25 protein-coding genes and 1 pseudogene are annotated in these 25,921 nt (G+C 48.3%); 10 read left to right on the forward strand and 16 right to left on the reverse strand.

Translation table 11 applies throughout. The features are described 5' to 3' along the window. The 4 genes from proX to AC6R1O_RS06255 all read left to right on the forward strand — a co-directional run. The coding region (gene proX, locus AC6R1O_RS06240; RefSeq protein ID WP_500656717.1) for a glycine betaine/L-proline ABC transporter substrate-binding protein ProX at positions 1-892 on the forward strand (892 nt) is incomplete at its 5' end. A gap of 228 nt (positions 893-1,120) precedes the next feature. Beyond that, positions 1,121-1,753: an esterase/lipase family protein gene (locus tag AC6R1O_RS06245; RefSeq protein ID WP_500626676.1), complete on the forward strand. Its 633-nt coding sequence runs from the start codon at positions 1,121-1,123 to the stop codon at positions 1,751-1,753. A gap of 160 nt (positions 1,754-1,913) precedes the next feature. Continuing rightward, on the forward strand, positions 1,914-2,423 hold the full coding sequence (locus AC6R1O_RS06250; protein WP_334552032.1) for a magnesium transporter: 510 nt from the start codon (positions 1,914-1,916) through the stop codon (positions 2,421-2,423). Positions 2,424-2,426: 3 nt separating this feature from the next. Next, positions 2,427-3,458: an HlyD family secretion protein gene (locus AC6R1O_RS06255; RefSeq protein ID WP_487902282.1), complete on the forward strand. Its 1,032-nt coding sequence runs from the start codon at positions 2,427-2,429 to the stop codon at positions 3,456-3,458. A gap of 74 nt (positions 3,459-3,532) precedes the next feature. Here the strand turns inward: AC6R1O_RS06255 and AC6R1O_RS06260 are convergent, their stop codons facing one another. Then, positions 3,533-4,342 carry a LysR family transcriptional regulator gene (locus AC6R1O_RS06260; protein ID WP_334552034.1) on the reverse strand — a complete coding sequence of 270 codons (810 nt, stop codon included), beginning with the start codon at positions 4,340-4,342 and terminating at the stop codon, positions 3,533-3,535. A 295-nt stretch (positions 4,343-4,637) separates the two neighbouring features. On the opposite strand from AC6R1O_RS06260, the gene AC6R1O_RS06265 reads away from it, so the two are divergent. Next, a complete protein-coding gene (locus AC6R1O_RS06265) occupies positions 4,638-5,231 on the forward strand; it encodes a TetR/AcrR family transcriptional regulator (RefSeq protein WP_500629512.1) in 594 nt (197 codons plus the stop codon). A gap of 70 nt (positions 5,232-5,301) precedes the next feature. Here the strand turns inward: AC6R1O_RS06265 and AC6R1O_RS06270 are convergent, their stop codons facing one another. The 3 genes from AC6R1O_RS06270 to AC6R1O_RS06280 form a co-directional block, all read right to left on the reverse strand. Next, a complete protein-coding gene (locus AC6R1O_RS06270; RefSeq protein ID WP_500637431.1) occupies positions 5,302-5,985 on the reverse strand; it encodes a glutathione S-transferase family protein in 684 nt (227 codons plus the stop codon). A 64-nt stretch (positions 5,986-6,049) separates the two neighbouring features. Beyond that, positions 6,050-6,589 (reverse strand): hypothetical protein, encoded by a 540-nt coding sequence (locus tag AC6R1O_RS06275; RefSeq protein ID WP_500629514.1) that lies wholly within the window; start codon positions 6,587-6,589, stop codon positions 6,050-6,052. 112 nt (positions 6,590-6,701) lie between these two features. Then, complete coding sequence (locus tag AC6R1O_RS06280; protein WP_500637430.1) at positions 6,702-8,678, reverse strand: alkyl sulfatase dimerization domain-containing protein; 1,977 nt, start codon at positions 8,676-8,678, stop codon at positions 6,702-6,704. 157 nt (positions 8,679-8,835) lie between these two features. On the opposite strand from AC6R1O_RS06280, the gene AC6R1O_RS06285 reads away from it, so the two are divergent. Continuing rightward, entirely contained in the window at positions 8,836-9,780 is a 945-nt protein-coding gene (locus tag AC6R1O_RS06285; protein WP_500629516.1) for a LysR family transcriptional regulator, read from the forward strand. Here AC6R1O_RS06285 and AC6R1O_RS06290 read toward each other — a convergent pair. Together AC6R1O_RS06290 and ppiC are read right to left on the reverse strand one after the other, a co-directional pair. Then, positions 9,773-10,456, reverse strand: coding sequence for a hypothetical protein (locus tag AC6R1O_RS06290; RefSeq protein WP_500630752.1), 684 nt, complete (start codon positions 10,454-10,456; stop codon positions 9,773-9,775). The genes AC6R1O_RS06285 and AC6R1O_RS06290 overlap by 8 nt on opposite strands. A gap of 227 nt (positions 10,457-10,683) precedes the next feature. Further along, complete coding sequence (ppiC, locus tag AC6R1O_RS06295) at positions 10,684-10,962, reverse strand: peptidylprolyl isomerase PpiC (protein WP_334552043.1); 279 nt, start codon at positions 10,960-10,962, stop codon at positions 10,684-10,686. A gap of 206 nt (positions 10,963-11,168) precedes the next feature. On the opposite strand from ppiC, the gene AC6R1O_RS06300 reads away from it, so the two are divergent. Both AC6R1O_RS06300 and AC6R1O_RS06305 read left to right on the forward strand, forming a co-directional pair. Beyond that, a complete protein-coding gene (locus AC6R1O_RS06300) occupies positions 11,169-12,104 on the forward strand; it encodes a chemotaxis protein (protein WP_500630751.1) in 936 nt (311 codons plus the stop codon). 200 nt (positions 12,105-12,304) lie between these two features. Further along, the gene (locus tag AC6R1O_RS06305; protein ID WP_500633654.1) at positions 12,305-13,321 is read left to right on the forward strand and encodes a GGDEF domain-containing protein; all 1,017 of its coding nucleotides are present in this window, start codon (positions 12,305-12,307) and stop codon (positions 13,319-13,321) included. Positions 13,322-13,469: 148 nt separating this feature from the next. On the opposite strand, the gene AC6R1O_RS06310 is transcribed toward AC6R1O_RS06305, so the two are convergent. After that, positions 13,470-14,402 carry an exopolyphosphatase gene (locus tag AC6R1O_RS06310; protein ID WP_334552046.1) on the reverse strand — a complete coding sequence of 311 codons (933 nt, stop codon included), beginning with the start codon at positions 14,400-14,402 and terminating at the stop codon, positions 13,470-13,472. 198 nt (positions 14,403-14,600) lie between these two features. On the opposite strand from AC6R1O_RS06310, the gene AC6R1O_RS06315 reads away from it, so the two are divergent. After that, positions 14,601-14,858, forward strand: a complete 258-nt coding sequence (locus AC6R1O_RS06315; protein WP_500626685.1) for a putative hemolysin — start codon at positions 14,601-14,603, stop codon at positions 14,856-14,858. A 44-nt stretch (positions 14,859-14,902) separates the two neighbouring features. Here AC6R1O_RS06315 and AC6R1O_RS06320 read toward each other — a convergent pair. Together AC6R1O_RS06320 and AC6R1O_RS06325 are read right to left on the reverse strand one after the other, a co-directional pair. Then, a pseudogene (locus tag AC6R1O_RS06320) lies at positions 14,903-15,088 on the reverse strand (UTRA domain-containing protein); the annotation flags it as partial. An 86-nt stretch (positions 15,089-15,174) separates the two neighbouring features. Continuing rightward, complete coding sequence (locus AC6R1O_RS06325; protein WP_500637429.1) at positions 15,175-16,047, reverse strand: YdcF family protein; 873 nt, start codon at positions 16,045-16,047, stop codon at positions 15,175-15,177. A 220-nt stretch (positions 16,048-16,267) separates the two neighbouring features. Between AC6R1O_RS06325 and AC6R1O_RS06330 the strand changes: the two genes are divergently transcribed. Continuing rightward, complete coding sequence (locus AC6R1O_RS06330) at positions 16,268-17,635, forward strand: L-serine ammonia-lyase (RefSeq protein ID WP_500633651.1); 1,368 nt, start codon at positions 16,268-16,270, stop codon at positions 17,633-17,635. Between the two features lie 33 nt (positions 17,636-17,668). Here AC6R1O_RS06330 and yjjG read toward each other — a convergent pair whose 3' ends face one another. From yjjG to AC6R1O_RS06365, 7 genes are all read right to left on the reverse strand, one after another. Then, positions 17,669-18,343 (reverse strand): pyrimidine 5'-nucleotidase, encoded by a 675-nt coding sequence (yjjG, locus tag AC6R1O_RS06335; RefSeq protein WP_500626688.1) that lies wholly within the window; start codon positions 18,341-18,343, stop codon positions 17,669-17,671. Between the two features lie 158 nt (positions 18,344-18,501). Then, on the reverse strand, positions 18,502-20,070 hold the full coding sequence (locus AC6R1O_RS06340; protein WP_500656718.1) for an ABC-F family ATP-binding cassette domain-containing protein: 1,569 nt from the start codon (positions 20,068-20,070) through the stop codon (positions 18,502-18,504). Between the two features lie 365 nt (positions 20,071-20,435). Further along, the gene (locus tag AC6R1O_RS06345; protein WP_500629529.1) at positions 20,436-21,134 is read right to left on the reverse strand and encodes an HAD family hydrolase; all 699 of its coding nucleotides are present in this window, start codon (positions 21,132-21,134) and stop codon (positions 20,436-20,438) included. Between the two features lie 16 nt (positions 21,135-21,150). Continuing rightward, positions 21,151-22,053: an EamA family transporter gene (locus AC6R1O_RS06350; RefSeq protein WP_500629530.1), complete on the reverse strand. Its 903-nt coding sequence runs from the start codon at positions 22,051-22,053 to the stop codon at positions 21,151-21,153. Between the two features lie 66 nt (positions 22,054-22,119). Beyond that, complete coding sequence (gene phnR, locus AC6R1O_RS06355) at positions 22,120-22,824, reverse strand: phosphonate utilization transcriptional regulator PhnR (RefSeq protein WP_500656719.1); 705 nt, start codon at positions 22,822-22,824, stop codon at positions 22,120-22,122. Between the two features lie 9 nt (positions 22,825-22,833). Continuing rightward, positions 22,834-24,558: a putative 2-aminoethylphosphonate ABC transporter permease subunit gene (locus AC6R1O_RS06360; RefSeq protein ID WP_500629532.1), complete on the reverse strand. Its 1,725-nt coding sequence runs from the start codon at positions 24,556-24,558 to the stop codon at positions 22,834-22,836. An 8-nt stretch (positions 24,559-24,566) separates the two neighbouring features. Then, positions 24,567-25,673, reverse strand: coding sequence for a putative 2-aminoethylphosphonate ABC transporter ATP-binding protein (locus AC6R1O_RS06365; protein WP_500629533.1), 1,107 nt, complete (start codon positions 25,671-25,673; stop codon positions 24,567-24,569). Positions 25,674-25,921: the final 248 nt, after the last annotated feature.

Below are 25,921 nucleotides of genomic sequence, written 5' to 3' on the forward strand. Positions count from 1 at the left end.
ATCCACCGTCGCAGAAGAGACCTTTCAAACACTGGTTGTCAGCCGTGCCCTCGAAGAGCTTGGCTACGAAGTGGCTGAACCAAAAGAGGTGGATTACAACGTCGCTTACACCTCGGTAGCAAAAGGCGATGCCACATTTCTTGCCGTCGGTTGGTTCCCTCTACATGCCGATAAATACACCATGGCGGGCGGCGATGACGTGTTCTACCGTCAAGGCGAATACGTCAGTGGTGCGGCTCAAGGTTATTTGATTGATAAGAAGACCGCGGAACAGTTCAATATCTCCAACATCGGCCAGCTGCAAGATCCGAAAATTGCTAAGCTGTTTGATGCTAATGGTGACGGCAAGGCTGACCTTACTGGCTGTAACCCAGGCTGGGGCTGTGAAATGGTGGTCGAAGCGCAACTCGACGCCTATAAACTCCGTGATACGGTGACGCACAACCAAGGTAACTACGCTGCCATTATTGCCGACACCATCTCACGCTATAACAAAGGTGAGCCAATCCTATATTACACTTGGACACCGTATTGGGTAAGTGGCGTTCTGGTCCCAGGCAAAGATGTCGTTTGGCTGGAAGTCCCTTTCTCTGCCTTACCCGGCGAGCGCAAAGACGTCGACACCTCACTGCCGAATGGCAAAAACTACGGGTTCGAGATGAACTCGATGAAAATCGTCGCCAACAAGACGTTCGCCAATCAAAATCCTGCTGCGGCCAAGCTGTTTGAAATCATGAAACTCGATATCAATCATATCAGTGCACAAAATATGATGATGAGCAAAGGTAAAAACAGCTCAGCGGACATAGAGGCCCACGTTGAAGGTTGGATAAAAGCCAACCGCTCGCTGTTTGACTCTTGGGTTGAGCAAGCTAAAAAAGCCGCCAAATAACCGCTTCCGCCCCTTGCTTCGCAAGGGGCTTTTTGATTGGATCAAGTAAGCGCAACGATATGACCATCAAGCAAACCACTCGCTAATTAATCACTCAACACACATTCATTGCCGCTCACTCTTGTCTCTGGCGGCCGGGCGCGTCATCATAGTCCTTGGCCATCATTTTGTTTTCCGCCCACTTTTTACTCTTCATTTTATTTCGCGGATTTCTCTTGGGAGGCAGTTGTGAACATCGTGATATTACATGGACTCTATATGCATGGCCTGGCAATGCTGCCACTCAGTCAGCGGTTACGAGACCTTGGCTATGACACAAAGACGGTCAGCTACAACAGTGTGGCAATCAATGAGCAAGTTGTGTTTTCTGACATTAGTTCAGCGCTCAGCCGCCATCAACCAAATGTGTTGGTCGGTCACAGCTTAGGAGGATTGATTGTCAAACACTACCTAGAATCGACCCAACCGAGCACAGATGAGATCTCACACGTTGTCGCCATTGGCTCGCCGCTTCAAGGCGCCTCTATCGCAACGCGAATACAGAAGCTCGGTATCGGCGCGATTTTAGGCAACGCACCTGAATTTGGGCTCACTCAACATGAGGAGAGTGTCTGGCGAGTACCACAAAAACTAGGCAGCATCGCCGGTACCTTGCCCGTCGGCGCACGCCCCTTGTTGATGATGGACAATAGCGTCGCCTCCGATGGTACGGTGACGCTCGAAGAGACCAAAATCGATGGTATGACTGATCACATTGCCAAAGATTACAGTCACACCAGTTTAATATTCAGCCGCTTTGTGACCCAGCAAATCGATCATTTCATTCGCCATGACCATTTTGACCATACTGCTGTGCGCTAAAACATAACCAATAGAGATGTATTTCATAAATATCGCTGTGTATGTGAGGTGAAAACAATGTGTTATTCTGTGATATAGATTCAGAATATCCGTTATTCCGAATCGCACATAAGATTCTTGTATTATCGCTGATGGAATAATTACCAAGGCAATATAGCTCATGAATCCATCAAAAAGCGAAGCATCCAATCAAGGAGCGGGTGCAAAATTCATTAGGATCGTCAAGTACATAGCTTTGTTCATTATCAAAGCTGTGGTCGCCATTTCCGTCCTTGTTGGCTCCTCGCTTGCTCTCTCAAAGCTGGGTCGCATTCACGGTAAATCACTCCCTGAAGAGTACTTTTCTGGCGGTTATCCCACCATTTTGCGCCTACTCGATTCTGAAATCTTCATGGGCTTCGTTTTCTTTGTTACCGTCGCGTTGATCGTCTATGTCGCCTACCTACTTTGGCAACTTCACGAAGTCGCGGTTCACAAAGCGGCGGAGATGTCGAGCGCGCACACTCAAATCGTTTTTGCATTGTCTCTTTGTGGCCTGTTCATCGACAAAACATGGTGGGTTCTTGCCATCATCATCGCATTCGCTCGTTGGGACGTGTTAGCCAACGAAATCTCTAACATTATTCGCAATGGCCGCAAGCCTGAAAGCCAAGCACGCGTCGAGGACTAATCCATGAAAGAAATTATGCTACCTTACGTTCTGATCTGTTGGATCTTGGTGAAGGCGGGTGTGGTGCAATGGACACTACGCAACGCGGCTATCATGATCGGGACAGGCTTTTTCATCGCGATCGCGCTGTTTACCGCTCACCGCTTCTGGTCGCCTGCGGACCTGACTGACAGTACCACAGTTAAAGCGCCGCACGCGGTACTTAGCCCACTGCTTGGTCAAGAGATCGATCAAGTGTATGTCACGCACAACCAACACGTGAAAAAAGGCGACTTGATTTACACGCTGAGAACCGAAGATACCGTGTCTCAAATGAAAAGCCTAAACGCGCAAAAATCAGCGGCGGAAGCGGAAATTCTTGCACTGGTGCGCCAGATGGACAACGATCGTAAAACGCTCGACCGTCTCAATAAACTGAAAGATTTTGCTAACGAAGCGCAGCGCGACGACACCCGTACTCGCATTGAGACCACGGAAGCGAAGATCGCCTCGGTGAATGCGCAAATCCTTAATATTGAAGCACAGATCGCCACCGCTGATTGGCAAAACGATCGCCGTGAAATCCGCGCGCCGTTTGATGGTCAGCTAGGCATCACCAACATCGTTCAAGGTACACGCATTGGTAACATGCACCTGTACGATACCAGCAAAAAGTTTGTTGAAATGCGTATCGCCGATCAAACATACAGCGGCATCGAAATTGGTCAGTTTGCTGAGTTTTACGTCGATGCTTACCCAGGTGAAATCTTCCGTGGCCGCGTACACAGCATCACAACCGGTACCGGTGAAGCGCAAGTGTCTGTCTTCAACGGTTCCCAACATGTTCGTCAGCACGTCGGGAACAATATGGGCTCACACGGCCGTACCATTGTCATCGAATTTGTAGAACCAGAAGGTTACAACATCCCAATCGGTGCAACCGGTTCAGGTTGGGTATCGGCGAAAAAGCCGCACCAGATGCTCGGTTTCATGGACATCATTGGTGGTGCAACCGTACGTTTGAAAGCATACAAAGCTTACCTCTCTGCTTTGTAATGATTTCTTGACGTAAAAAAGCGCGCTGTGAATCACAGCGCGCTTTTTTTATTGCTTTCTATTTGATTGACACGTTACTGCTGCCAGTTCAACGCTTGATTAAGAATGATGGGCTCAATGATGTTCATCAACCATTTGGTTTTAGCCGAATTGCGACGTGATGATTTGGTGATCAACGCCGCTTCCAACGTCACTTTGGCGTGGCCGTCATCAGGTCTTACAGGTCGATAGCGAACCGTGTAACAACGATCCATCAATTGATTCATTAAATCATAGTTGTCGACAAAAATGCTCGCTTCGATGCTTGGGTCAAGGCGCTGAAAGTAGTTGTGGTAGTCGTTGATGCCAGAGACCAAAAACTTGACGTATTCGCCAGCGACATTGCCTGAAAATTCGCCCGTCACACTCTGAATACGCTTTTGATAGAACACTTGGGGTTTGTCATTGAGCATGTGCAGACCAATATCGACTTCACCCTCTTCGATCATGGATTCGCTGAGTTTATTCCAAACGCGTAATTCGATGATGGCGTCGGTTTGTTCTCGAATCGCCATAATGATCTCTTTGCCCGCTTGCACCACATATGGCTCCACCATATGGATCACGACTTTCTGGACGTTTTTAGGGTCAAACTCTTCTGGATTGAGCGCCTGCTTGACTTGCGCAAAGGCGTTGCGCAGTTTGGGCTCAATGCTCATCGCATAGGAAGTGGGGGTGAGGCCGTCTGCGCTGCGAATAAACAGAGGGTCATCGAGGTCTTCACGCAGCTGCGCCAACACTTTCGACACATAGGATTGAGAACGTCCAAGTTTACGCGCCGCCGATTGGGTGGAATGTGTCTGCATCAACACGAGAAAAACTTGGAGTGAGTTGTAGTCTCTCATTAAAAATGACCCATCTGGTTTTAACTGTAACGAAAGATAAACAGTATCCTAGCCTATGTCTAGTGTGCGCTTCGCATTATCGCCACATGTTTCTGTTGTTTATCAGCAAGTTGAAGAAAGTTATAAACAAATTGTAGCTCATATATGACTAAGCTAACACAAACCGCCTGATTGATTCAGTAAACCAAGGAAAGATTCTGCACGGCGACATGGCGCATAATCACTCAAGTTGAACGATCGTTACTCCCTTCGCTATACTAAAGCAAACTCGCATTCGTCAACATCAAGGATCCCTATGCCAAGCCGAGCCAAATTCAATCGTGATGATGTCATTGACAAAGCCAAAGACCTCTATTGGGAAAAGGGCTATCACGGCACCTCCATGCGTGCGCTGCAAGAGGCCATTGATATGCGCCCTGGAAGCATCTACGCCACATTTGGCAGCAAAGACAAGCTCTTTAGTGAAGCGTTGCACCGCTATGCAGAGTTGGGTCGTGAACGTCTACAGCGCTGCGTCGCGCAAAGCGATACTCCTCTTGCGGGGCTAAAACAATTTGTGCGCGCCCTAATCATTGATAGCCGAGACAGCGCGCCAAGCGCGATGTGTATGATCGTAAAATCTGTCGCTGAATTGACCGAGTCCGATAATCCTGAGCTGCTCGCTGAAGCGAAAACGCTGCTTCGACGGGTAGAAAGTGCGATTGAGCAGGTGCTCATTGACGCCAAAGCGCAAGGTGAACTGAGCGAGGCGCAAGATCCAGCGGAACTGGCTCGCTATTTACAAGTGCAAATCATTGGCCTGCGCACTTACGCGCGCGCCTGTGACGACCGCTTGTTGATAGAAAACATGATTAACTCGGTATTTAGCCAGTCACCGATACGAACGTAAGCCACCATTGATCCAAAACTAAAAAACACGGCGCTCGATGCCGTGTTTTTCATTACGCGCCTAAAACGAATTAATCCTCTTTAGGAAAGTTAGACGGAAATAGCGCTCGGCGCGCCACATCGTCCACCTCAGTTTTAAACTCACACGTTTTTGCTATCGCGCGTGCCTTCTCTACCGCCGGTCTGGCATTGATCGCGTTGAACCAGCGCTTCAGATTCGGGTATGAGTCTAAGGCAGCGTCGTCACCTAACACAATCGGCGCTTTATCAATCCAACCCCACGCCGCCATATCAACGATGGTGTAGCTATCGCCGACAATGAAATCACGCCCTTCAAGGTGTGAATCCAACACTTGATAATGACGCTGCGCTTCACGGTGATAACGGTTTGCTGAGTAATCGTTGCCTGCAGGTGCTGCGCGTTTAAAGTGCACCGACTGACCCGAGAACGGACCAAGACCAGAAGCGATAAACATCAGCCAAGAGAGCAGTTCCGCGCGATCGTTCGCTTCACCGCCAAATTGACCGGTTTTCTCCGACAGATAGAGCAAAATCGCGTTGGAATCAAACACACGTTGGCCATCGTCTTGCAACGCTGGGGTCTTGCCATTGGGGTTAATGAGACGAAACTCTGGAGTGTGTTGTTCGCCTTTGAGGGTATCAACGGGCGCCAGTTCAAAATCTAGCCCCGCTTCTTGCAGAAATAGCGCCACCTTCATCGGGTTTGGCGTGTGGTGAAAATAGAATGTCAGCATGACTCGCTCTCCTTGTTTGAACACTTATTCAAGCACAACAAGAACGATCGTTCAACTTAATCCATCAATTTGTTTTTTGACCCTTAAAGAGAGCAGTAAACCAATCATCTAACTGCTTCACCTCTGCCGGCTGTCCATTGATGACGACCCAACCCTGGGATTTGGCTTGCGGCCAATCGATCACGCCTGTTGCTAACGCATCCAGCACATCCAGCTCGGTCACCAACAAAAGGTCATCTTCGCTTGGTAGCGTATCACGGCCTTTCATTGACACTTTTTCGCCCAACACGACCTCACTGTAGTGGCCTTTGACCGCTTCAAAGAGGGAGAATGGGATCGGTGAATCCGCCGATTTCGATAACGCTTGAGTAAACGCAAACAGGTAAAACTGCTCCGGTTTCGCTTGATTGGCGAACTGGTTGGATTGGCGTGCGGTGATCACCTTATCAAACACTCCAAGCGAGCCTGGCTCTGAGACAAAGTTAAACCCCGCCGCTTGGTGCAAACCGCACGCCAGTAGCGTCGGTGACAGCATCAATAACACCAGACTAAAACCGCGTTTGGCGAGCGTGGCGCAGTAAAGCGTGAACGTCTTGGTACGCATAAGATTCCTCATTAAACCATTACTCTATTAACAAAAAGGGACCGTGAAGGTCCCTTTGTCGTCAATGATGTCCTTGAGTAGAGTGATGAATGAACTCTACGTTATGTACGACTTAGCGAACAATCAGCATCAAGTCTTGCGGCGCTGTTGGCTTATCAAAGTAGCTCATGAACTGACCAAACCCTTGAATATCACCCGCTGCGAAGGCAAATTTACCAGCTTGCAGATTTTTACCAATCGCTTGTTGTGCATTTGGTCCCGCAAGAAGAATCTCGTTCAATACGGCACGAGTGGTGTCAATCTGCACGTCCGCGGTATCAAGCGCTTTAGTGTGCAACTGAGCAATACCGTTGCGGATTTCGATGGTGAACGCTTCCTTGGTATCGCTAAAGCGGTACGTCATCGCCATATTCACATCAAGCGTGTTTTCCGCAATCAGTGTCGCCGTCATCATGTCAAAAATTTGCTTGCTTGGTAGCGCCGTCAATACGTCAACCGATGCGAAGCTGATCATGTTAGAGAAGTCACGCGTACCCTCAAGTTCAGCCGCCGCGTTTAGCGCCCAGTTACGCCAGTTGATGTTGACCTGCTCAGCAGCCCACGCTTTGTAAGCGTTCGCTTTTAGTTCACGCGCACCCATGTCGTCTTTGTTGACCGTGATTGGGTAAGACAAAATTTCTGCTGCGAAGGTGTGGTTACCTGCATCGATAGCCGCTTGCGCTGTGTGCATGATGTTGTCTCGGCCACCCATGATTTCAACAAACGCTTTCGCGCGTTGCTCGTACGCCATTGGCTCTAGCTGCCACGGGTCACCTTCGAAGAAACCGTTGTAACCCACGTAAATCTGACGAACTGAGTGTGCAACGGTACCGTAGTGCTCACCAAGCCAAGGGTGTCCAGCCAAGTGTGCTGGCAATTTCACTGCTTCAACAAGCTCATCAGGTGTTAGGCCTTTGTTCATGTTGCGAATGGTTTGGTCGTGCACGTATTGAATCGCATCGCGGTAAGCCGTCAAGACATTCGAAACCGCTTCTTTGCCTTCCACAGGACGACCGTGAGAGTTAATCATGACTTCAGTGTCGAACTGACGCATGATGTCGATGCCTTTGAACCATACCGATGGGTCACGGAATTTGGTACCACGAATCGTATGCAGGTTAGGGAAGTTTTCACCTTGCAATACTTCTGCTGCGTGCAGCACTTTTTGCTCTGGTAGGTAAACGACCAGCTCATCCGCCGTTTCAGATGGTACGTGAACGATTTCAAGCTTGACGCCCGCAATCGTGATGTCTAGACGATCTTTAAACTCAAGGTTTGGCTCGATGAATGAGATGTCGCCTTGCATAAAGCGTGGACCTAGGCCGTCATTAACAGTACCGAACTCACCTTCAGGCACGTGTTTTGCGCCAGTGTAAGATGTGCGGTGACCAAACAGTGGACCTAGGTTTGATGACCAGTTTGCCACTGCCGCAGTCAGGGTTTCTTGTGCGATGATTTTTACTTCACCAGACGCCACTTGCTCGTCGGTTACCCAAGCGCGAACGCCGGCAATATGGTCAATGTGGTTGTGTGTGTAGATGATCGCTTTCACTGGCTTATCTGTGATAGCTTCAAATTGCTCTTTCACTGATTGTGCCATTTGTACCGATTCGCCTGGATCGATCACGATGATGCCGTCATCACCTTCAATCATCACTGGTGTATCAAGACCAAAGCCGTAACCTAGGTAGATGTTGTGATCCACTTGGATAATGGCTTGGTCCATTTTCAGGCCGTGCTTGGTGAGGCTTGGGTGAACATGGTCAGACTCCTGGGTAAACGCCAAAGATTCACCCGTTTTTGACAACACTTGAATACGCTCACCTGGCCCCCAGAACATGTTCGACTCGTGTTCAAAAAGTACATCGCTGCTGTAGCGAGCCAGTAAGTCAATATTTTGGTATTGAGCCGCTTGAGAAGTGCGAAGCTCACTACCAACCGTTGACGTTGCTTCAACGGTTGGCGTGTTAGATTCCGTCGCACAGCCCGTTGCGAAGAGCGCACTTGCGATAGCCAGTGGGAGCGCGAGTTTTTTCAATGTCATTGCCATTTTCACGACCTTAATTTTGTCAGGAAACATTTAATCTTTCGCAGTGATTGTATGACTTGATACCCATCGCAAACACAGAGCAATACGATTTCAATCCATCGAAATTACGATATATAATTAAAAGTAGAATCGGCGGATACGATAGGTAAGTAAGCTCATGAAAAACAACGACATCCCTAATTTCAACCTGCTGGCTGTATTCGCCACCGTGATAGAGCATGGCTCACTGAGCCGAGCAGCGGATCATTTAAGCACCAACCAATCCACCATCAGTACGGCGATTGCAAGGCTTAAACAAGAACTCGGGCAAGAGCTGTTTATCCGTCAAGGTCGAGGGGTGGTACCGACCACTTATGCGTTAAGCCTCTACGAACAAGTACGAGACCCCATCCAGCAACTCGGTGGGGTGTTTAATGCGCTCGAACAGTTTAATCCACGCACCTCACAGCGTAAATTTGTCTTGGCCGCGCCAGAGCACTTGCAGTGGGTTTTGCTTGATGGTTTCTCTAAGTTGAGCGACACACAAGTGACCCTTGAGATCTACGATCAACCGGATAATGACGATAAGAGTTATGAAGGGTTAGTGACGCAAAAGTTTGATGCGATGATCGACATCTTAGTTTCTGAGTCACCCAGTATTGAAAGCGCCCACCTTTTCGATGGGCGCTTTGTGATTGTTTGCCGCGAGCAGCATCCGCGAATTCAAGGCAGCATGACTCAAGAGCAATATTTTGGAGAGAGCCATGCCGTCTTAGAGCGCACGCGTAATCAAACCTACAGCTTAGGCCACTACACCAACATAGACATTTCTCGACGTAAGGTGGTCTATCACGGTCGTTCGTTGTTTAACAATATGATGCTGTGCAGCCAGTCAGACATCATCACCATCGTCCCGCTGTCGGTCGCTTTGCAGTTTAAAGCGCGTTTGCAACTGCAAGTGATCAACCCGCCCTTCTCCCACACTCAGATGTCGAACTATCTGATATGGAATAAGAAGCACAGTAAAGACCCGGCGCATCAATGGTTTCGCCAACAAGTAATGCAAAGCTTAGACAACACCAAGCAGCTGATTAACCCGAATATGGGCTCGGGCGTTATTTAAACTCGTAAGTGTACGACGCGCCGAGTTTGTTGGTTTTACCAAAATCATCGTCTGCGATGATGCCGAAGAAGTTGAACGACTGCGCCTCAGAAATTTTGTAGCTCGCACCTGCACCGCCCCAATAGCCCGAGTAACTGTCCGAACCGCGTGATGCACCGCCAAACGTCATCATCGACCATTTCTGAGTCAACGGCTTGAGGGCAAACGCACCGATGTAGCCACCATGGCTCGAAGCTGGCATTAAGACGTAGTCGTTCTCAATGTCGCTCTCATCACGCACGGCAAATTCACCGTCGTTGTAGCTATAACCCGCCATTGGGAATATCTGCCAGCCCATTGGTTCGATATCAAAATAGCTCAAAGGAACAAACGTGCCGATACTGTAGTTGTTTTTGTACGCCTCATCATCAAATTCGGTACGGCTAAAGTTGAAGTTGAGAATACCCATCGGCAACAACCAAGAGCCCCCGACGCGCCACTCATCGCCATCCGCGTTGATACGCCCATTGATCATGCGCGCATCATCAAGGCCAATCGAACCAGAGAACTTCAGCCCTTCACTGTAGGCAAAACCAGCTTTGGTGACAATTTTGGTTGGATCTTCATGGTGCTTCTCTTGAGCAGAAAGCCCGGTCGAAAGAAGAACAGAAGCGAATAAAAACGAAAACTTGCGCATAAACATCTCATGTAAGTTGCTAGAACTGATAATGAGCAACTCAAAGTCCGTTTCATGCCAACACTCATTACAATATTTAGAAATTTAGACCATTTAGTCTAATTCTCATCTGAGCGTTAATGGGAATAACCGATATTCCTACCCCGGTCAATCAACTTGTTTACAAAGCGCTCGAAAGATCTCAGCTTACGGACAGCGGTGGTATGAAAATAGCGATTAATAAAGTATTAGGTGCGGTATAGAACCTTTACCACATGCCAACCAAACTTGGTTTTCACTAGGTGCGGGACCAGTGTCTCACCCTGAAAACAGACTTTGTCAAACTGAGGCACCATCTGACCGCGACGGAATTCACCGAGATCACCGCCGCGTTTGCCAGATGGACAGGTGGAGTATTTCTTTGCCAGAGTCTGGAATTTCGCGCCTTTTTTCAACTGTTTAATGATGTCTTCGGCTTGCTCTTTGTGCTTAACCAGAATATGGAGTGCGGCGGCAGTGTTGGCCATAGTACAAACCTCAATGTTAGGTAGATTTCAACGGAGCGTGATTGTAACCAAACAAAGTGAGATCTTCACCCCATGTTTGAAGCTTGAGTGTCATTAATGCTGCGAATGCCATTCAAGTAAGACTAAATTTGCCCGATATCATTGAACCTACCTCAAGATCCATTACCCTTTAATATAGATAGAGACCCAACGAGAGTATGAAGTAAATGGCGAAAACTCCGAGTAAAGCAAATCAGTCACAAGGCATGTTGATGTTCACGTTGACCAGCAACAAACAACTGTTTGCGATCGGCACACTGAAAGTACGCGAAATCGTACCTTTTCAGCCAACCACTCAAATACCCTACTCGCATCATCATGTGATTGGCACTGTGACCATTCGCGACAAGACCATACCTGTGATTAATATGCCGGCCGCGATTGGCTTTCGTCCTATTCAGCCGGAGGAATACAACGATTGCTACCTGATCGTGACCGATTGTCTGCGTACTGTCGTGGCGTTTATGGTGCGCTCGATTGAAAAAATTATCGAATGTGACTGGAAAGCGATCGAATCGGCACCCAAAAGTGCCGGCAACAATGTGTTCGTCACGGGGATCACACGCTATCAAGACAAAATTGTGCAGATGTTGGATGTTGAGCTGCTGCTCGCCAAGATTTACCCGCAGTACGAATCAACCAAAATTCCAATGCTCACAGACATTGAGCGCGAGCGCCTAAAAGCGCTCAATATTTTGTTGGTGGATGACTCTTCCATTGCACGTAAGCAACTGGGGGATGCGCTCGACAGCATAAATATCCCTTACAAGATTTGTAACAATGGACTCGATGCATTGCAGTTGATGCGTGAAGAGGCCGCGCGCGGCAAACCGATTGAACTCTTGGTGAGCGACATTGAAATGCCGGGCCTGGATGGCTACGAACTGGCGTTTGAAACTCAAAGCGAACAGCAGCTTAGCCGAGTGTATATCATTTTACATACCTCTTTATCGAGTGAAATTTGTGTCGACAGAGCACATCAAGTCGGCGCCCATGAAGCGTTAGAGAAGTTCAATGCCGCAGACCTGATTAAGGCGATGCTGCGCGGGGCGGCCAAACTGGAAGAAGGAAACGTGCGCAACGCCGATGCGGTCAGCATTTAGGCGCGGCCGGCATCTAGGCAAAGTGATGATTTAAACACCAAGCGCTCAATTCGGCTGATATTTTTACAGGATATACATCACGCATTTGCATGAATGGCCTAAATAAAAACTCGTTAATTTTAATAAATTTAGGCATCATTCATCAATATCCACTAATCTTATTTTAAGACTCCTGTTACGGTTAAAACTATACAACAACGATGACAGACGAAGATTTCAAAAAGTCGACGGCGAATTTGAAAAAAGCGGTGCCCCTGATGATGAAACATCATGTTGCGGCCACACCCTCAAACTATGCGCTTTGGTACACTTATGTAGATAATGCGATTCCCAGATTGAATCGTGAACTCGATGCCGTGCTAGAAAACTATGGCATCTGCCCACCCGCTACCTGCGAGCAACTCTACAAAACCCATGTGGCAGGCCAAGTCGAAACCGATATGAGCAACCTGCGAGCCAACATCGAAATATTGGTCAATGAGGTAGCGAGCTCAGTTAGCGATACGCTCACTGACACCTCTCAATTCTCGCAAATGATAGACAAAAGCTTTGAGAGCTTAGAGCGAGTCGATGGTAACTCGATGACCATCGACGAAGTGATGAAAGTGGTGCGCCAATTGGTGTCGGACTCCCATGAAATTCGTCATTCAACCCGTTTTTTAAACAGCCAACTTGAGACAGCGACCGCTGAAATTAATTTGCTCAAAGCGCAACTGGCCGAAGTGCAGCAAGACGCGCTATTTGACTCGCTCACCAGCCTCTACAACCGCCGCGCATTTGACAATGATCTTCGCACCCTTATTCGCTCCGAGCAGAACATGTGTCTCATTCTGGCTGATATTGACCATTTTAAAGGCTATAACGACACCTACGGCCACTTGTTTGGGGACACGGTCATCAAAGGCATCGCAAAGCGCATCCAATTGAGCTGCCGCGAGGGGATCCATGCCTATCGCTTTGGCGGCGAAGAATTTGCCCTGATTGTCCCCAATAAGTCACTGAGGATCGCCAGACAGTTCGCCGATAGCCTACGCCGCGCGGTAGAAAAGCTCTCTATCCGTGACAAGCGCTCTAACAAACCGGTGGGCAACATTACCATGTCACTCGGCGTTGCAGAGTTTGAAGTGGGTGAAAGTGCTGAATCGCTAATTGGCCGAGCCGATGGGCTACTCTACGAAGCCAAACAGCTCGGACGCAACCGTGTGATGCCGCTTTAAGCGCTGGATGATGAGCAAGTGTGCACCTTGTCCTGAACACTGGTCATCTTTTTGGCAACGGATTCTCGATAACACGCACGCCTAATGACAAGCCCCGCTCAACTGAGCGGGGCTTGTATCATTTATCTATTGTGATCAACGTTTTAGCCTAACCGTCTGCGGTGATCGCCGCGATCAGTGCTTGTTCGACTTGGTCGGCTTTGTCGTTATCGATTTGGCAAGTCCCGGCCGCTTTATGACCACCACCGCCGTACTTCAGCATCAACTCACCAACGTTGGTTTTAGAGCTGCGATCAAAAATGGATTTTCCCGTCGCGAAGACGGTGTTTTGTTTTTTGAATCCCCACATCTTGTGAATCGAGATGTTGCATTGTGGGAATAGCGCATAAATCATAAAGCGGTTGCCCGCATAGATGGTCTCTTCATTGGTGAGGTCAAGCAGCACCAAGTTGTCGTACACCGTGGCGCAGCGCATGATCTGCTCTTTGAACAGGGCTTCGTGCTCGCGATACAAATCAATACGCTCTTTGACATCTGGCAGTGCCAGAATGTCTTCGATAGTGTGATTTTTACAGTATTCGATAAGATCCATCATCAGGTTGTAATTGGAAATACGAAACTCGCGGAAACGACCTAAGCCCGTGCGGGCATCCATGAGGAAGTTGAGCAAGTTCCATCCGGTCGAATCTAACACCTCATCTCGATTGAATTGAGCGGAATCACCCTTATCGACGGCTTCCATCATATCTGTCCAGTGTGATGGGAAGACCGCCTCCCCACCGTAGTAATCCCAAACCACACGCGCGGCAGAAGGCGCATTAGGGTCAATAATGTGATTGGGGCGCTCGCCCGCGTTGCGAATCGTCTCGGACAAGTGGTGGTCAAAAATCAAATGAGCGTCTGCCACATAGGGCAAGTTCGTCACAATATCGTTTGGAGTTATGTCAACAAGCCCATCTTGCATGTCTTTAGGGTGTACGAACTTGATATCATCAATCAAATTAAGCTGCTTCAATAACACCGCGCATACTAGACCATCAAAATCACTGCGAGTAACAAGTCGATATGTTTGTTCGGACATCTTGGTTTCCTTTGCCTACTGTCTAAATGGGAAGACCTTCCCTGCTGCTTCTTAAACTTTAGTACCAACAGAGCAAGGTTGAAAACCGTTAACTCAATAAAATTTGGAGTAAAACATACTTTTGGCAAAGTTAAGACACGTTTCTTTAGGTAATCTTCTATACTCGATATGCATCTAATTGAAATTTGGAGATATTACATGAGAAATGCCGCTTTGCTTTTGACATTGCTTGGCGCCGCTGTGCTCACCGGTTGCGCCAACGAACCCGACGAATATGAAGTGAAAGAGTACACATCCATCGCAAATCCAGCCGCTGTCTACTGTGTTCAGCAGCAAGGTGAACTAGATACCGTGAGCGAAAACGACAAACGCGTTACCTACTGTGTGTTGCCAGATGGCAGTCGACAAGAGCAATGGGAATACTATCGAGAGAGTCAGCAACAGCAAAGCCAGTAAACGCCTCCTTAGGAGAAGAGCGCTAGATTAGGCGCTCTTTTATTTTAATAGGGCAAGCTAGACTCAATCGCAATCGCATCATGACGCCAATACTCAATATCAGTGAAAACCGGCTCTCCTGCACTATTCAGATAAACCTTCTCTAACACCAACGCGGACGTACCAACCGTTGCGCGTAGGGCTTGAGCTATCTCACCATGCAACGCGCTCATACGAATGGCGTAGCTTTCTCTGCCTGCTGGACAATCGCCTGCTTAATGGTTGCGTACTGCACTTTCTCTCCCTTCTCCCTCTTCCTCTTCGTTTCGCTGTCAGTTTACGCGCCCTTGTCTGGGAAAGAAAGCTTGCCAAAGTCATGTGATTGTTCTGGATCCCAATGGCGATTGAGCGCTTTAAGGGACTGATCAAAGCAATTTAACGCACCATTAAGCTGTAAAATAGAGATCGCCTCTCTCGTGAAGCGCAGCGCCTCCTCTAACTGAGATAACAGCGCTGCCCCAACTCTGTCTCGCGTCAACGATTGGAGCTGTTCGAGCGCGTGATGCGCCTGATGCTCACAATATTGGCGCCTTGGAGATGGATGAAAATCAATCTTGCCTGCCACTACCCCTTCTAAGTAAACACGGTAGGTCGTCAACGCATCACAGAGCAAAAAACCGATCCCTTGTGTAGGGTATGGGTAAGGTGCCAAGACATGAGCGTCCGCTTGCGGGCAAATAGTGATGCTTAGTCCTTGCCGAGCACACTCTCGCGTCATCATGCCCAGCAAACCCTGCTCAGGGAGCCAGTGTTCAATCTCAAAAATACGCTTGAGGTGATAATCGGTGGAGACAAATAAAATGTTGAGAGGAGTACTTCCCCCTACTAATCCACTTTTCACCAAGGTGTTCGCGGCATTGGCAACATTTTCGATGGTATTGGTGGATGTATCCTCAACCAAGAGCCGATCTTTAGGCAGGCTGGCCCAAAACGAATCGGGCGCACGCTGCTCGAGTGCCTCGCACATCGCGCTCGCCTCTGAGACCGTTTGCCCTGACGTTCGACCGCCACAGAGCACCACGACACTCTGCGCAAGGTTCAATCGTTCTACCTGATGGATCAACGCATCGATTCTTGATTGCCCTTCGAGCGTCAACTGATTGTTGACCAAGCGTTTTCCCAACACAATGACGGCATGAGATATATTCATCAATCGTCAACTTCTCAACTTTTTATTCTAGATATTAATAATCTCTGTACAAAGTTTCGCTCATTACGTAGCGTAAAGCAGACTATTCTAAAAGTAGCTAGAATAAGTAAAGATCAGTGATACTCGTACAGCTTACTCACGGCGCACCGCTGGAGAACGTGGCACAACGAGTACAACAATAAGAGAGCCTGAAACCACAGGTCAATAGGAAGTGATGAACATGCTGTCAATTTTCGACATATTTAAAATCGGCGTGGGCCCATCGAGCTCACACACCAACGGACCCATGCTCGCGGGGTATCAATTTACCCAAGCGTTAAACGAGCAGCTCAACCACACCTCTCGGGTGCAAGTGGACTTATATGGCTCACTCTCATTGACGGGCAAAGGCCACCACACGGATAAGGCCGTCATTCTCGGCTTACTGGGTAACCGCCCCGACACCATAAAAATGACCAGCGCCAAAGCCTTATTGCAACAAGCGATGGACGAGCAACAGCTATTACTTGCGGGTCGCCAAACCATCGCGTTTCATTACCAAGGGGATATTCTGTTCCACGATGACAGCCTGCCTTTGCATGAAAATGGCATGACCATCTCTGCTTTCGATGAAACGGGCGCCATACTGCTTAAAGAGACCTACTACTCGATAGGCGGCGGCTTTATCGCAACGGAAGATGAACTGACCAACGGCAGCAAAATAACCCCCGTTACCGTGCCGTTTCCTTTTAAGAGCGCCGATCAAATGATCCAGATGGCGGAGCAACATGGATTGAGCCTTGGTGGAATGGTGCTGCAAAATGAATTGTGCTTCTTCTCTGGCCAAGAGATTGACGAAAAAGCCGAGCAAATTTGGAAAGTGATGACACTGTGCATGCAACGAGGCTTTGATACCGAAGGCATCCTTGAAGGTGGCCTGAACGTAACGCGACGCGCGCCAAACTTGCTTAAAAAGCTGGAAGCCAACGCCGCCGTTGAAAATGACCCAATGGAAATCATGGATTGGATCAACTTGTTTGCCTTCGCTGTCAGTGAAGAAAACGCCGCCGGTGGCCAAGTAGTGACATCGCCGACCAACGGCGCTGCAGGCGTCATTCCCGCCGTACTCATGTACTACCACCGCTTTATCAAGGAACTAAACCTCAAACAGATCAAAGACTTCTTGGCCGTGTCCGGCGCTATCGGCATTTTGTATAAAACCAATGCGTCCATTTCAGGTGCAGAAGTGGGCTGCCAAGGTGAAGTCGGCGTATCGTCGTCCATGGCGGCAGCGGGCTTGACCGCACTTCGAGGAGGCAGTAATGAACAGATTTGCATTGCGGCCGAAATAGCGATGGAACACTCCTTGGGTATGACCTGCGACCCGATTGGCGGTTTGGTGCAAGTCCCTTGTATCGAGCGCAACGCTATGGGCGCAATGAAGGCCATTAACGCCTCCAGAATGGCGCTCAAGCGAACCAGCAAATGCCTGATTTCTCTGGATAAGGTGATCGCAACCATGTATCAAACCGGCAAGGATATGAATCGTAAATATCGCGAAACCTCACTCGGTGGTTTGGCTGTGATTCACATGGCGCCGTGTGAATAGCCCTAAGGCTAAGTCTCCACTCTGAATACCCTATTACGCCAACAATATCGCTTTGAGATCAAACAGAGACTCTACGGTATAGTTTGGCGTAATGCCTTCTACGTTTGGCAAGCGATGTGTGTTGAGCCAGCAAGTCTCAATACCAAAATTGATTCCGCCCAAAATGTCTGAATGGGGGTTATCGCCCACCATAAGGACTTTACTTTTACACGGCTGCGCCATTTTTTCATGGGCGTGCGCAAAGATCGCCAGATCAGGTTTGGCTACACCGACTTCTTCCGAGATGATCACGTGTTCAAAGTATTCACTCATGCCAGTGCGCTCAAGTCGAATCGCTTGCAACTCGGTAAAACCGTTGGTGATGATGCCAAGCTTTGCGCGCCCATTCAGCGCTTCCATCAGCTCTTTTGCGCCGGGAAGTAATGTGCAGATATCTGCCATCGCTTCAAGAAACGCACGGTTAAGCTCTGCGGTAGTGGTGTTCAGTTTTTGCGCCCACTCAACAAATCGTGTGTGTTTCAGCTCATCAGCGTTAATTTGCCCCTCTTGGTACTTGACCCAAAGCGGCTTATTGATGGCTTGGTAATGGTCATAATCCTGCTCGGTAAACACCACACCCTTACGCGAAAACATCAACTGCATGCCTTTGAAGGCATCAAAGTGGAACAGGGTGTCATCGGCATCAAACAAGATCCAATCGTATTTCATTCTTCTCTCCTCTCTCGTTGGCCGCTAGTGTAGATTGTTTTGGCATAAATGCAGCAGCTAAATTGACTTCTATGACTTAGCTCAATACCCCGCCCTTCAGTGTGGTGAACACTCGACCTATCCTTGTATAACAATGAGCAGCTCTCTGACTTGGCGCGCTACTCACCAATCTGCCATTCAACCCCTGCGTCCGAAGCAAATTCGTCATCGTGAGTCACCAATAAAAATCCCCCGGGATACTCATTGAGTGCACGCGATAAATCTTGTTTCGAGTCGAGATCAAGATGGTTGTCAGGTTCATCAAGCAGAAGAAAGGGCTGATTGAGTTGGTGACTGACAATTAACATCGCCAGTTTCATTTTCTCGCCGCCGCTTAATACATCCGCCAACCGAAAGACAGTGTCACGCCTAAAGCCTACACCAGCCAACAGAGTACGAGCCTTCATTTCCGTCATACCCTGGCACTGGGTTAACAGGTTATCAAGCATAGAGCGATCGCCTTTTAACGCCGCAAAGTGCTGGTCTAGATAAAAGAACTCAGTATTGATTCTAAGCTGCCCGTCACGCAGTGCGTACTCACCGAGTAGGGTTTTGAGCAAGGTTGATTTGCCGCTGCCATTGTCGCCAACTAGCCGTACCTTATCGTTAGCGGTTAAGCGCAGTGTCATCGGCTCTGAGCGACCATACGCTAAGACGCCATTTTCCATCATCACGACCGATTTATCGCTAACCTTTCTCTCGGTGAGATAAAATGTCTGCGCTCGGTTTTCCTCATACCTTGAAGTTAGCGCTTGCTGCGTCTTATTGAGATAGGTTTGTCGCTGCTGCTCATTTTTATTACGGTTTGAGGCACGAGCCGTCGCTTTGTCCTTTTTACCATCGAGCAAAATCTTAGGCTGACTGCCACCGCGGCGAAGTCGGTTGCCTTGTGCGGCTCTTTGCTCCGCTTTCTCCCGGTTACGTTGCACCTCCTCCTTGAGCTGTTTTTGCTGCTTTTTGAGATGGGATAATTGCCGCTCAACCGCATTTTGTTCAACGCGTTGCTGCTCGGCATAGTGATCGTAATTACCACCATAGATATTCATCCCTAGGCTCGATAGCGCCCATATTTCATCCATCTCCCGCAATAACGAACGGTCATGACTGATGACTAACACCGCCCCTGAATACTGCCTGATTTGCGCAATTAGCCATCGCTTCGCCTTGATATCGAGGTGATTAGAGGGCTCATCGAGGATCAATAATTCCGCCTGTGATTCAAACCGTTGCCAAAGCTGAAGACGAGCCAATTGACCACCACTAAGCTGAGCACATAGCATCTGTGGCTTAGGTGGCAAGCCCAATAGAACCAGTTGCTCAGATAGGCGCTGCGGCAAGTCCCACTCCTCACCGACTTGTTCAAACCACTGCGTGTCGCACTCGCCATTTTCAATCCGCTCAAGCGCCTCGAGAATGGCGTGCTTACCCAAAAATTGGGCAATGGTAAGCTCCCCGCTCACTAGCCCGCCTGCGTGTTGACGATAGATTGCTGTCTTTTGCGGAGACATCACATGGCCAGAGCTAGGCGCTACCTCACCTAACAGAATTGAGGCTAACATGGATTTTCCGACCCCATTACGCCCGACAAGCCCAACGCGGGATTTGGTCATCGAAAAAGTTAAAGAATCAAACAGTCGCTCACCATTTTCAAATTGGTAACTCACTGAACTTGCTCGTAAAAATGGCATAGCAATGCCTCCTGTTGTAACAGGGGCCTTCGCCGCAGCAATAGATAACCGAATGTGTGCAATAAGCGAATTCGTTCTTTGAGGATAGAAATCCTAAACGACACGAACAGCAAATAGTTGATAGTGAGCTACGCCGACTAACCCTGTGAATCCAAAAAACCGATGTGATATGGAAGCAGGTTTAGTTGTTCATCGCGGCGCAATCTCCGATAGAAGTGATGTGGGAAGAGTAGCCCAATGACTAAAGTTGGGTCAAGCCTTGTGAATGAGCCACTGGAAGAGTCGTGAGCCACCACTGAGAATAAGCGAGTAGTAGGTTCGCTTTTCTCCATTCGATGAGCGGCATGCTTACAGCCGCTCATCGATTATTTGGCAACCACACCATAAGTATTACGCCCATATTGGCTCCCCCAACACAATATGGGCCAATTGCGCTCTGCCCCTATGATTCTTAGTTTAGGGCATGGATTAACAAGGTAGGTGTAGTCCGCATACTCACACAATGGCAAGTCATTTATGGAGTCTGTAAAAAAGTGAATCTCCGAAAAAGACTGTTTCGTTTCCTTCACCCACTGCTCTAGTCGAGCGACCTTACCCTCGCGATACGTCGCTATGCCGTTTATTTGTGCACTGTAGCAAGCGTGCTGCTCTACCAAATCAATACCCAGAGCAGTTTTAATACCTAAGTAACGCGCTATAACTTCGACTAGAAAAGTGACACTAGCTGAAATAATGATCAACTCTGCGTGTTCGCGTACTAGTTTCTCAATTAGTACCTTAGATTGCGTAAACTGCTTGGGAAGAATATAGCGTTGTACACACTCTTCAACCCAATCACTAACTTGCGCTTTTGGAATAGCCGTAAGCGGTGCTAAAGAAAAATCTAAGTAACACTGCATATCTAACTCTCCTTTCGCATATAGATTCATTAAACGCTTGTCTTCGTCAATAAAGTTATGATCCGTTACAATACCTTTCTCGACTAAAAACTCGTTCCAAATCATAGAGCAGTCGGCATTGATGAGAGTTTCATCCAAATCAAATACATACAAAGGTTTAGACATTTCTTTCTCCAATTAGTCATTTCAGAGCATGAATCAAACCTGTTATCACTAGGACGATTCCTACAGAACGAGTTCGATACCACCTCTCTCCCAAGATATAGATCCCCATAAACAGTCCAAACACAATGCTGATTTGCCTCAGTGCCACCACTAAACTCACATTGTCTGTCATGGTCATCGCAAACAACACCAAGCCGTAGGTGGATGCCATCATTACCCCTGCCATGCTGGCTGTTTTTCGGATCTGCCACGCTGTCTTAATCTCATCTGGCTTGCCTGTAACCAAGCACCACACAAGGGCAGGAATACCTATCGCCCAAAACTGCACGCCTAAGTAAAAGATCGCACTGTACTGATCATTCAAAATCTCTGATGCTTGTTCTGTGAGTAAACTCAGCGCTTCTTTGTCGACCACCGAGTAACCCGTTGTGCCTATTGCGGCAATCAATGCCCAGAACACACCAACGTTCAAATAAGAGCCCAGCGTCATTTGGCGAAAGTTTGTCAGTGGTACCAGCATACAACCAAAGGTAATCAGCAAGAATCCGAGCCACTGCTGACTAGATAATTCATGCCCCAATGCCACACTGATTGCGCCGACCATCATCACAGGCAGTGCCCGAGCAATCGGATAAACCACACCCACGTCTGCGTGCTTATAAGCGACAATCAAACCGACCAGATAGACCATTTGTGAAATGCCGCTAATGAACAGCAATCCCCAAAATTCACTCTGCAATGATGTCCAGCCAATGGTCGCCAAATACCAAATCAGATAAGGGGTAAGAATGGCACAGGCAGAAAAGCTGGCCGCCATCGTAAACGCAAGTCCAGAACCTGAGTTACTTTTACCAAGGATATTCCAGCCCGCATGGAGAACAGCAGAAAAAACGACGAGACCAATCGCCAACAAATCCATTTCAATGTTCCTGTCTGAATAAAATAAAGGCCCCGAGATGGAGCCTTAGATAATGAGAAAATCCACTTAACGATTGAGTTCCGCCAGAGATTCAATGCTGATGGCATCGTGTCGCCAATATTCGATATCGCAATCAATCAACTCACCGTGCTGGTTATAGTTGATGCGCTCCACCACCATCGCTGGCGTACCGGCTGTCGCGCGCAGTGCCTGAGCCATTTCACCCAACAAAGTGCTGGTTGAAATGCGGTAGCGAATCTTTTGATACGTCACGCCATAATGCTCGCGGTAAATGTCCGTCAGTGAGTTTGACAAATCATAGTCCAGCAGATTCGGAAACAGCTCTGGGCGAATATAGTTTGTTACGAATACTACAGGTCTATCTTCAAGGTATCGCACACGGTCGACTCGATACACGTCCGTGAAAGGTTGCAAGTCCAACAAGCGTGCCGCTTGTTTGTTTGCCAACGTTCCTTTTGCTGCGACCAACTCCGTTTTTGGCACGCGATTTTGCGCTTTCGCCATGTTCGCGAAGTTCAGAGTTTGGGTTGGGTCGTAACGCAATGGCTCGGGTGAGATAAACCAACCTCGGCGATCTTCGCGATAGATTCGACCTTCTGCTTCCAGCAGTGATAAAGCTTCACGCAGAGTGACGCGTGTAGTATCGAACGACTCCGCCAACTTACGCTCTGCTGGCAGTTTTTGACGCGGCGATAGCATGCCCGCTTCAATCTGTTCAACAATCGAATCTTTAATTTTTACGTATTGCACGAAGTGTCCTTATCTTTTGCGCCAAGCTTGTGTGCGATTCTCTAACAATTTACCCAAAGTCATCTGAACAATCTTCGCAATTGCGGCAGCCATCATGATCATCACAGCCATCGCTGCTGCAGCGCCAGTTTGACCTGCATCGTCCATATTCAGAATCGAGACCGAAGCCGGAATCGTATCGGTTGAGTAAAGGAATACTACCGCAGAAGTGGTGGTCAATGCATTAACAAACAAGTAAGTCGCAATGTCCAAAATCGCAGGTAAACACACAGGTAATGTCACTTTAAAGAACAACTTGTATTGAGGAAGCTTCACCGATGCCGCCGTGGCCTCAATCTCCGATGGCAACTGCTTTAGCGCTGTCAGTGCAGTCATGTGACCCACTGTGTAGTAATGCACTACCGTGTTAATCACTAAGAATGCCATGGTGCCATAAAGCACGTTCAGGGGATTGTTCGCGTCATTGAAGTAAAAGATGTAGCCCAAGCCAAGCACCATACCCGGAACTGCCATTGGCACCACGCTAAGCATTTGCATCACCTGACGAATTGGACCAAACGCACGCCCTTTCTCAATGCAGTATGCACCGACAAAGATGATAGCTGTGCCGATCACTGCCGTCCAACCTGCCAGCGTTAGCGAGTTGAAGAATGGGCTCCAACCGTAAGTGCTCATTTCAGCAAAGTTGTAGTTGTTTAGCGTCAGCGCTTTGTTCCAAGGCCAGAACGTAACTAACGAGCCATACACTGCCATGCCAAGCACAGCCAACACTGCGATAGAAATGATGCTGCAGTAAACCAAACAAATGCTGTCGCGCGCTTTGTTGGGTTCTGGCTGATAAGGCACCGAGCGAGTGTCAAATAAGCTCTTCTGTTTTTTCTGTACCCAACGGTCTGCACCGAACGCCATTACCGCTGGGAATAACAGCATAATGCTGGTCACCGCACCCATAGCAAAGTTTTGCTGTCCCACCACTTGCTTGAAGATGTCAGTCGCCAGAACGTTGTAGCTGCCCCCAATCACTTTCGGCACACCAAAGTCCGTGATAACCAGCGTAAAGACGACGATAAGCGTACTGATCAAACCGAATTTCGCCGCAGGTAACGTCACCATAAAGAAGGTTTTGATGGGTGAGGTTTTAAGTGCGCGGGCTGCTTCATACAAACGGGCATCTGAAGTGCGCAGCGAAGTGGTTAAGATCATCAATGCATGAGGGAAGGTCCAGAAAATCAAACCCATCGAGATACCAATCACGCCGTAAACTGAGTTTCCTAACAACATCTCTTTGGCAATGCCTTGATTACCGAAAAGGAAGATCAAACTGATCGCCGGTAACAACGAAGGCGCAAGGATTGGCGCAGTACCTAAGATTTGGAACAAACCTTTAAACGGCATGCATGAACGAGTCAGCGCGTAGGCATAACCAAACGCAAGTACACCCACCACCGAGGTTACAATCACGCCCAAAGTGAAGGTGTTTCCCACCGACACCCACAAGCTTGAAGAGGAAAAGTACGTCGCAAAGTTTGCCAATCCAACAAATTCGCCATTGGCATTTTGCACACTCTTGGTCAACATTGCCCAAAGCGGCATTAAGATGAACAGCACCATCATGGTCGACAAGCCAGCGAGCAAACCAAACAACACTAGGTTGTCGCGGCTGACACGTCCGAGTAGGGATTTTGCTTTGTCTTGAGTGGTCAGGCTATTCATCGTCATTGTCTTCGCATCCATGTTTACACCTACGCTGCTAGCGCTTTATCAACCGAGGGCACGGCGTAACCATGCAGTCCTTCTTCAGCAAACTGGATGTAACGTACATCGCCCGCCTTGATATTGAGTTTTTGAAGCGTTTCTACAGGCACATCCACGACGATGGTTTTCGTTGAGCTGTCGTTTTGCAATACGCAATCAATGCGGAAAAACGCCCCTAGAAACTCGGTTGCCGTAACTCGCACAGGTAAAGAGTTGTTGTAGTTTTCAACGAACTTGATGCTTTCAGGACGCACCGCAAGGTCAAAGCGGTCACCACGTTGTATCTTACGATTGGTCAAGCTTGGCGCTGGCATTAGGGTTTCTGCAATTCGTAATTGGGAGTCCGTTGCTACTGAGGTTTCAATAAAGTTCATGCTGCCGACAAACTCAGCGACAAAGCGCGTGGCTGGTTGCTGGTAGATCTCTTGAGGCGTACCGACTTGCTCAATCACACCATGGTTCATTACCACAATACGATCCGCCATCGACAACGCTTCATCCTGATCGTGCGTAACCATGATGGTGGTGATGCCCAGCTTGCGTTGCAACTTACAAATCTCGTCACGTAAGTGAACACGTACTTTTGCATCCAGCGCTGACAGCGGCTCGTCAAGTAACAGTAGACCAGGTGACAGCGCCAACGCCCGAGCCAAAGCGACACGCTGCTGCTGACCACCAGAAAGTTGGTTGGGGAATTTCTCGCCAGAGGTTGGAAGACCAATGGTTTCTAACCAGTAATCCACCTTCTCTAACGCTTCTTTGGTCGACATGCCTTGGTTCTTCAAACCCACTGCAATGTTCTCTTGCACAGTTAGGTTCGGAAACAGCGCGTAAGATTGGAATACGATGCCGAAATCGCGCTTCTCTGGTGGTAGGAATGTGGTCTCTTGACCGTTTTGAAAGATTGCACCAGATGTTGGTAGGTCTAAGCCTGCAATGGCACGTAATAGAGTGGTTTTACCGCAGCCAGAAGGACCAAGAAAACAAACGAACTCGCCCTTTTCGATCGCTAGCGAGATTTTCTTTAATGCAGTGAACTGTCCGAACTGCTTCACTACATTTTCAATATTTAGGTAATGTTGGTTAGTTGACATAACACACGCTCCAAATGGTATATACCAACTTTAGTTTTGGATTGTTACGTTCCAATGACAAATTTATAGCCAGAAGATGACAAATAGATGAAGGGCGATGAGGTTTGTTCAAGTGGTAATTAGAGATTCCCGACTCGCTCCTCCGTCGCTCTCGAGAATGACGTTATGAGTACGGATAGAAGATCCCAACTTTCTTAAGTCCGTCATTCCAGCAAACCTAGATGAGACTAGGAATCTACTTGCCGCAA

Source organism: Vibrio sp. R11-SG3-ISO3-SZ (assembly GCF_059834345.1).

Bases quoted from the DNA above. Each gene is read 5' to 3' on its own strand.
- AC6R1O_RS06250 (WP_334552032.1), top strand. From the start codon at position 1,914: ATGAATCCATCAAAAAGCGAAGCATCCAATCAAGGAGCGGGTGCAAAA.
- AC6R1O_RS06255 (WP_487902282.1), top strand. From the start codon at position 2,427: ATGAAAGAAATTATGCTACCTTACGTTCTGATCTGTTGGATCTTGGTG.
- AC6R1O_RS06260 (WP_334552034.1), bottom strand. From the start codon at position 4,342: ATGAGAGACTACAACTCACTCCAAGTTTTTCTCGTGTTGATGCAGACA.
- AC6R1O_RS06265 (WP_500629512.1), top strand. From the start codon at position 4,638: ATGCCAAGCCGAGCCAAATTCAATCGTGATGATGTCATTGACAAAGCC.
- AC6R1O_RS06270 (WP_500637431.1), bottom strand. From the start codon at position 5,985: ATGCTGACATTCTATTTTCACCACACGCCAAACCCGATGAAGGTGGCG.
- AC6R1O_RS06275 (WP_500629514.1), bottom strand. From the start codon at position 6,589: ATGCGTACCAAGACGTTCACGCTTTACTGCGCCACGCTCGCCAAACGC.
- AC6R1O_RS06280 (WP_500637430.1), bottom strand. From the start codon at position 8,678: ATGGCAATGACATTGAAAAAACTCGCGCTCCCACTGGCTATCGCAAGT.
- AC6R1O_RS06285 (WP_500629516.1), top strand. From the start codon at position 8,836: ATGAAAAACAACGACATCCCTAATTTCAACCTGCTGGCTGTATTCGCC.
- AC6R1O_RS06290 (WP_500630752.1), bottom strand. From the start codon at position 10,456: ATGCGCAAGTTTTCGTTTTTATTCGCTTCTGTTCTTCTTTCGACCGGG.
- ppiC (WP_334552043.1), bottom strand. From the start codon at position 10,962: ATGGCCAACACTGCCGCCGCACTCCATATTCTGGTTAAGCACAAAGAG.
- AC6R1O_RS06300 (WP_500630751.1), top strand. From the start codon at position 11,169: ATGGCGAAAACTCCGAGTAAAGCAAATCAGTCACAAGGCATGTTGATG.
- AC6R1O_RS06305 (WP_500633654.1), top strand. From the start codon at position 12,305: ATGACAGACGAAGATTTCAAAAAGTCGACGGCGAATTTGAAAAAAGCG.
- AC6R1O_RS06310 (WP_334552046.1), bottom strand. From the start codon at position 14,402: ATGTCCGAACAAACATATCGACTTGTTACTCGCAGTGATTTTGATGGT.
- AC6R1O_RS06315 (WP_500626685.1), top strand. From the start codon at position 14,601: ATGAGAAATGCCGCTTTGCTTTTGACATTGCTTGGCGCCGCTGTGCTC.
- AC6R1O_RS06325 (WP_500637429.1), bottom strand. From the start codon at position 16,047: ATGAATATATCTCATGCCGTCATTGTGTTGGGAAAACGCTTGGTCAAC.
- AC6R1O_RS06330 (WP_500633651.1), top strand. From the start codon at position 16,268: ATGCTGTCAATTTTCGACATATTTAAAATCGGCGTGGGCCCATCGAGC.
- yjjG (WP_500626688.1), bottom strand. From the start codon at position 18,343: ATGAAATACGATTGGATCTTGTTTGATGCCGATGACACCCTGTTCCAC.
- AC6R1O_RS06340 (WP_500656718.1), bottom strand. From the start codon at position 20,070: ATGCCATTTTTACGAGCAAGTTCAGTGAGTTACCAATTTGAAAATGGT.
- AC6R1O_RS06345 (WP_500629529.1), bottom strand. From the start codon at position 21,134: ATGTCTAAACCTTTGTATGTATTTGATTTGGATGAAACTCTCATCAAT.
- AC6R1O_RS06350 (WP_500629530.1), bottom strand. From the start codon at position 22,053: ATGGATTTGTTGGCGATTGGTCTCGTCGTTTTTTCTGCTGTTCTCCAT.
- AC6R1O_RS06360 (WP_500629532.1), bottom strand. From the start codon at position 24,558: ATGGATGCGAAGACAATGACGATGAATAGCCTGACCACTCAAGACAAA.
- AC6R1O_RS06365 (WP_500629533.1), bottom strand. From the start codon at position 25,673: ATGTCAACTAACCAACATTACCTAAATATTGAAAATGTAGTGAAGCAG.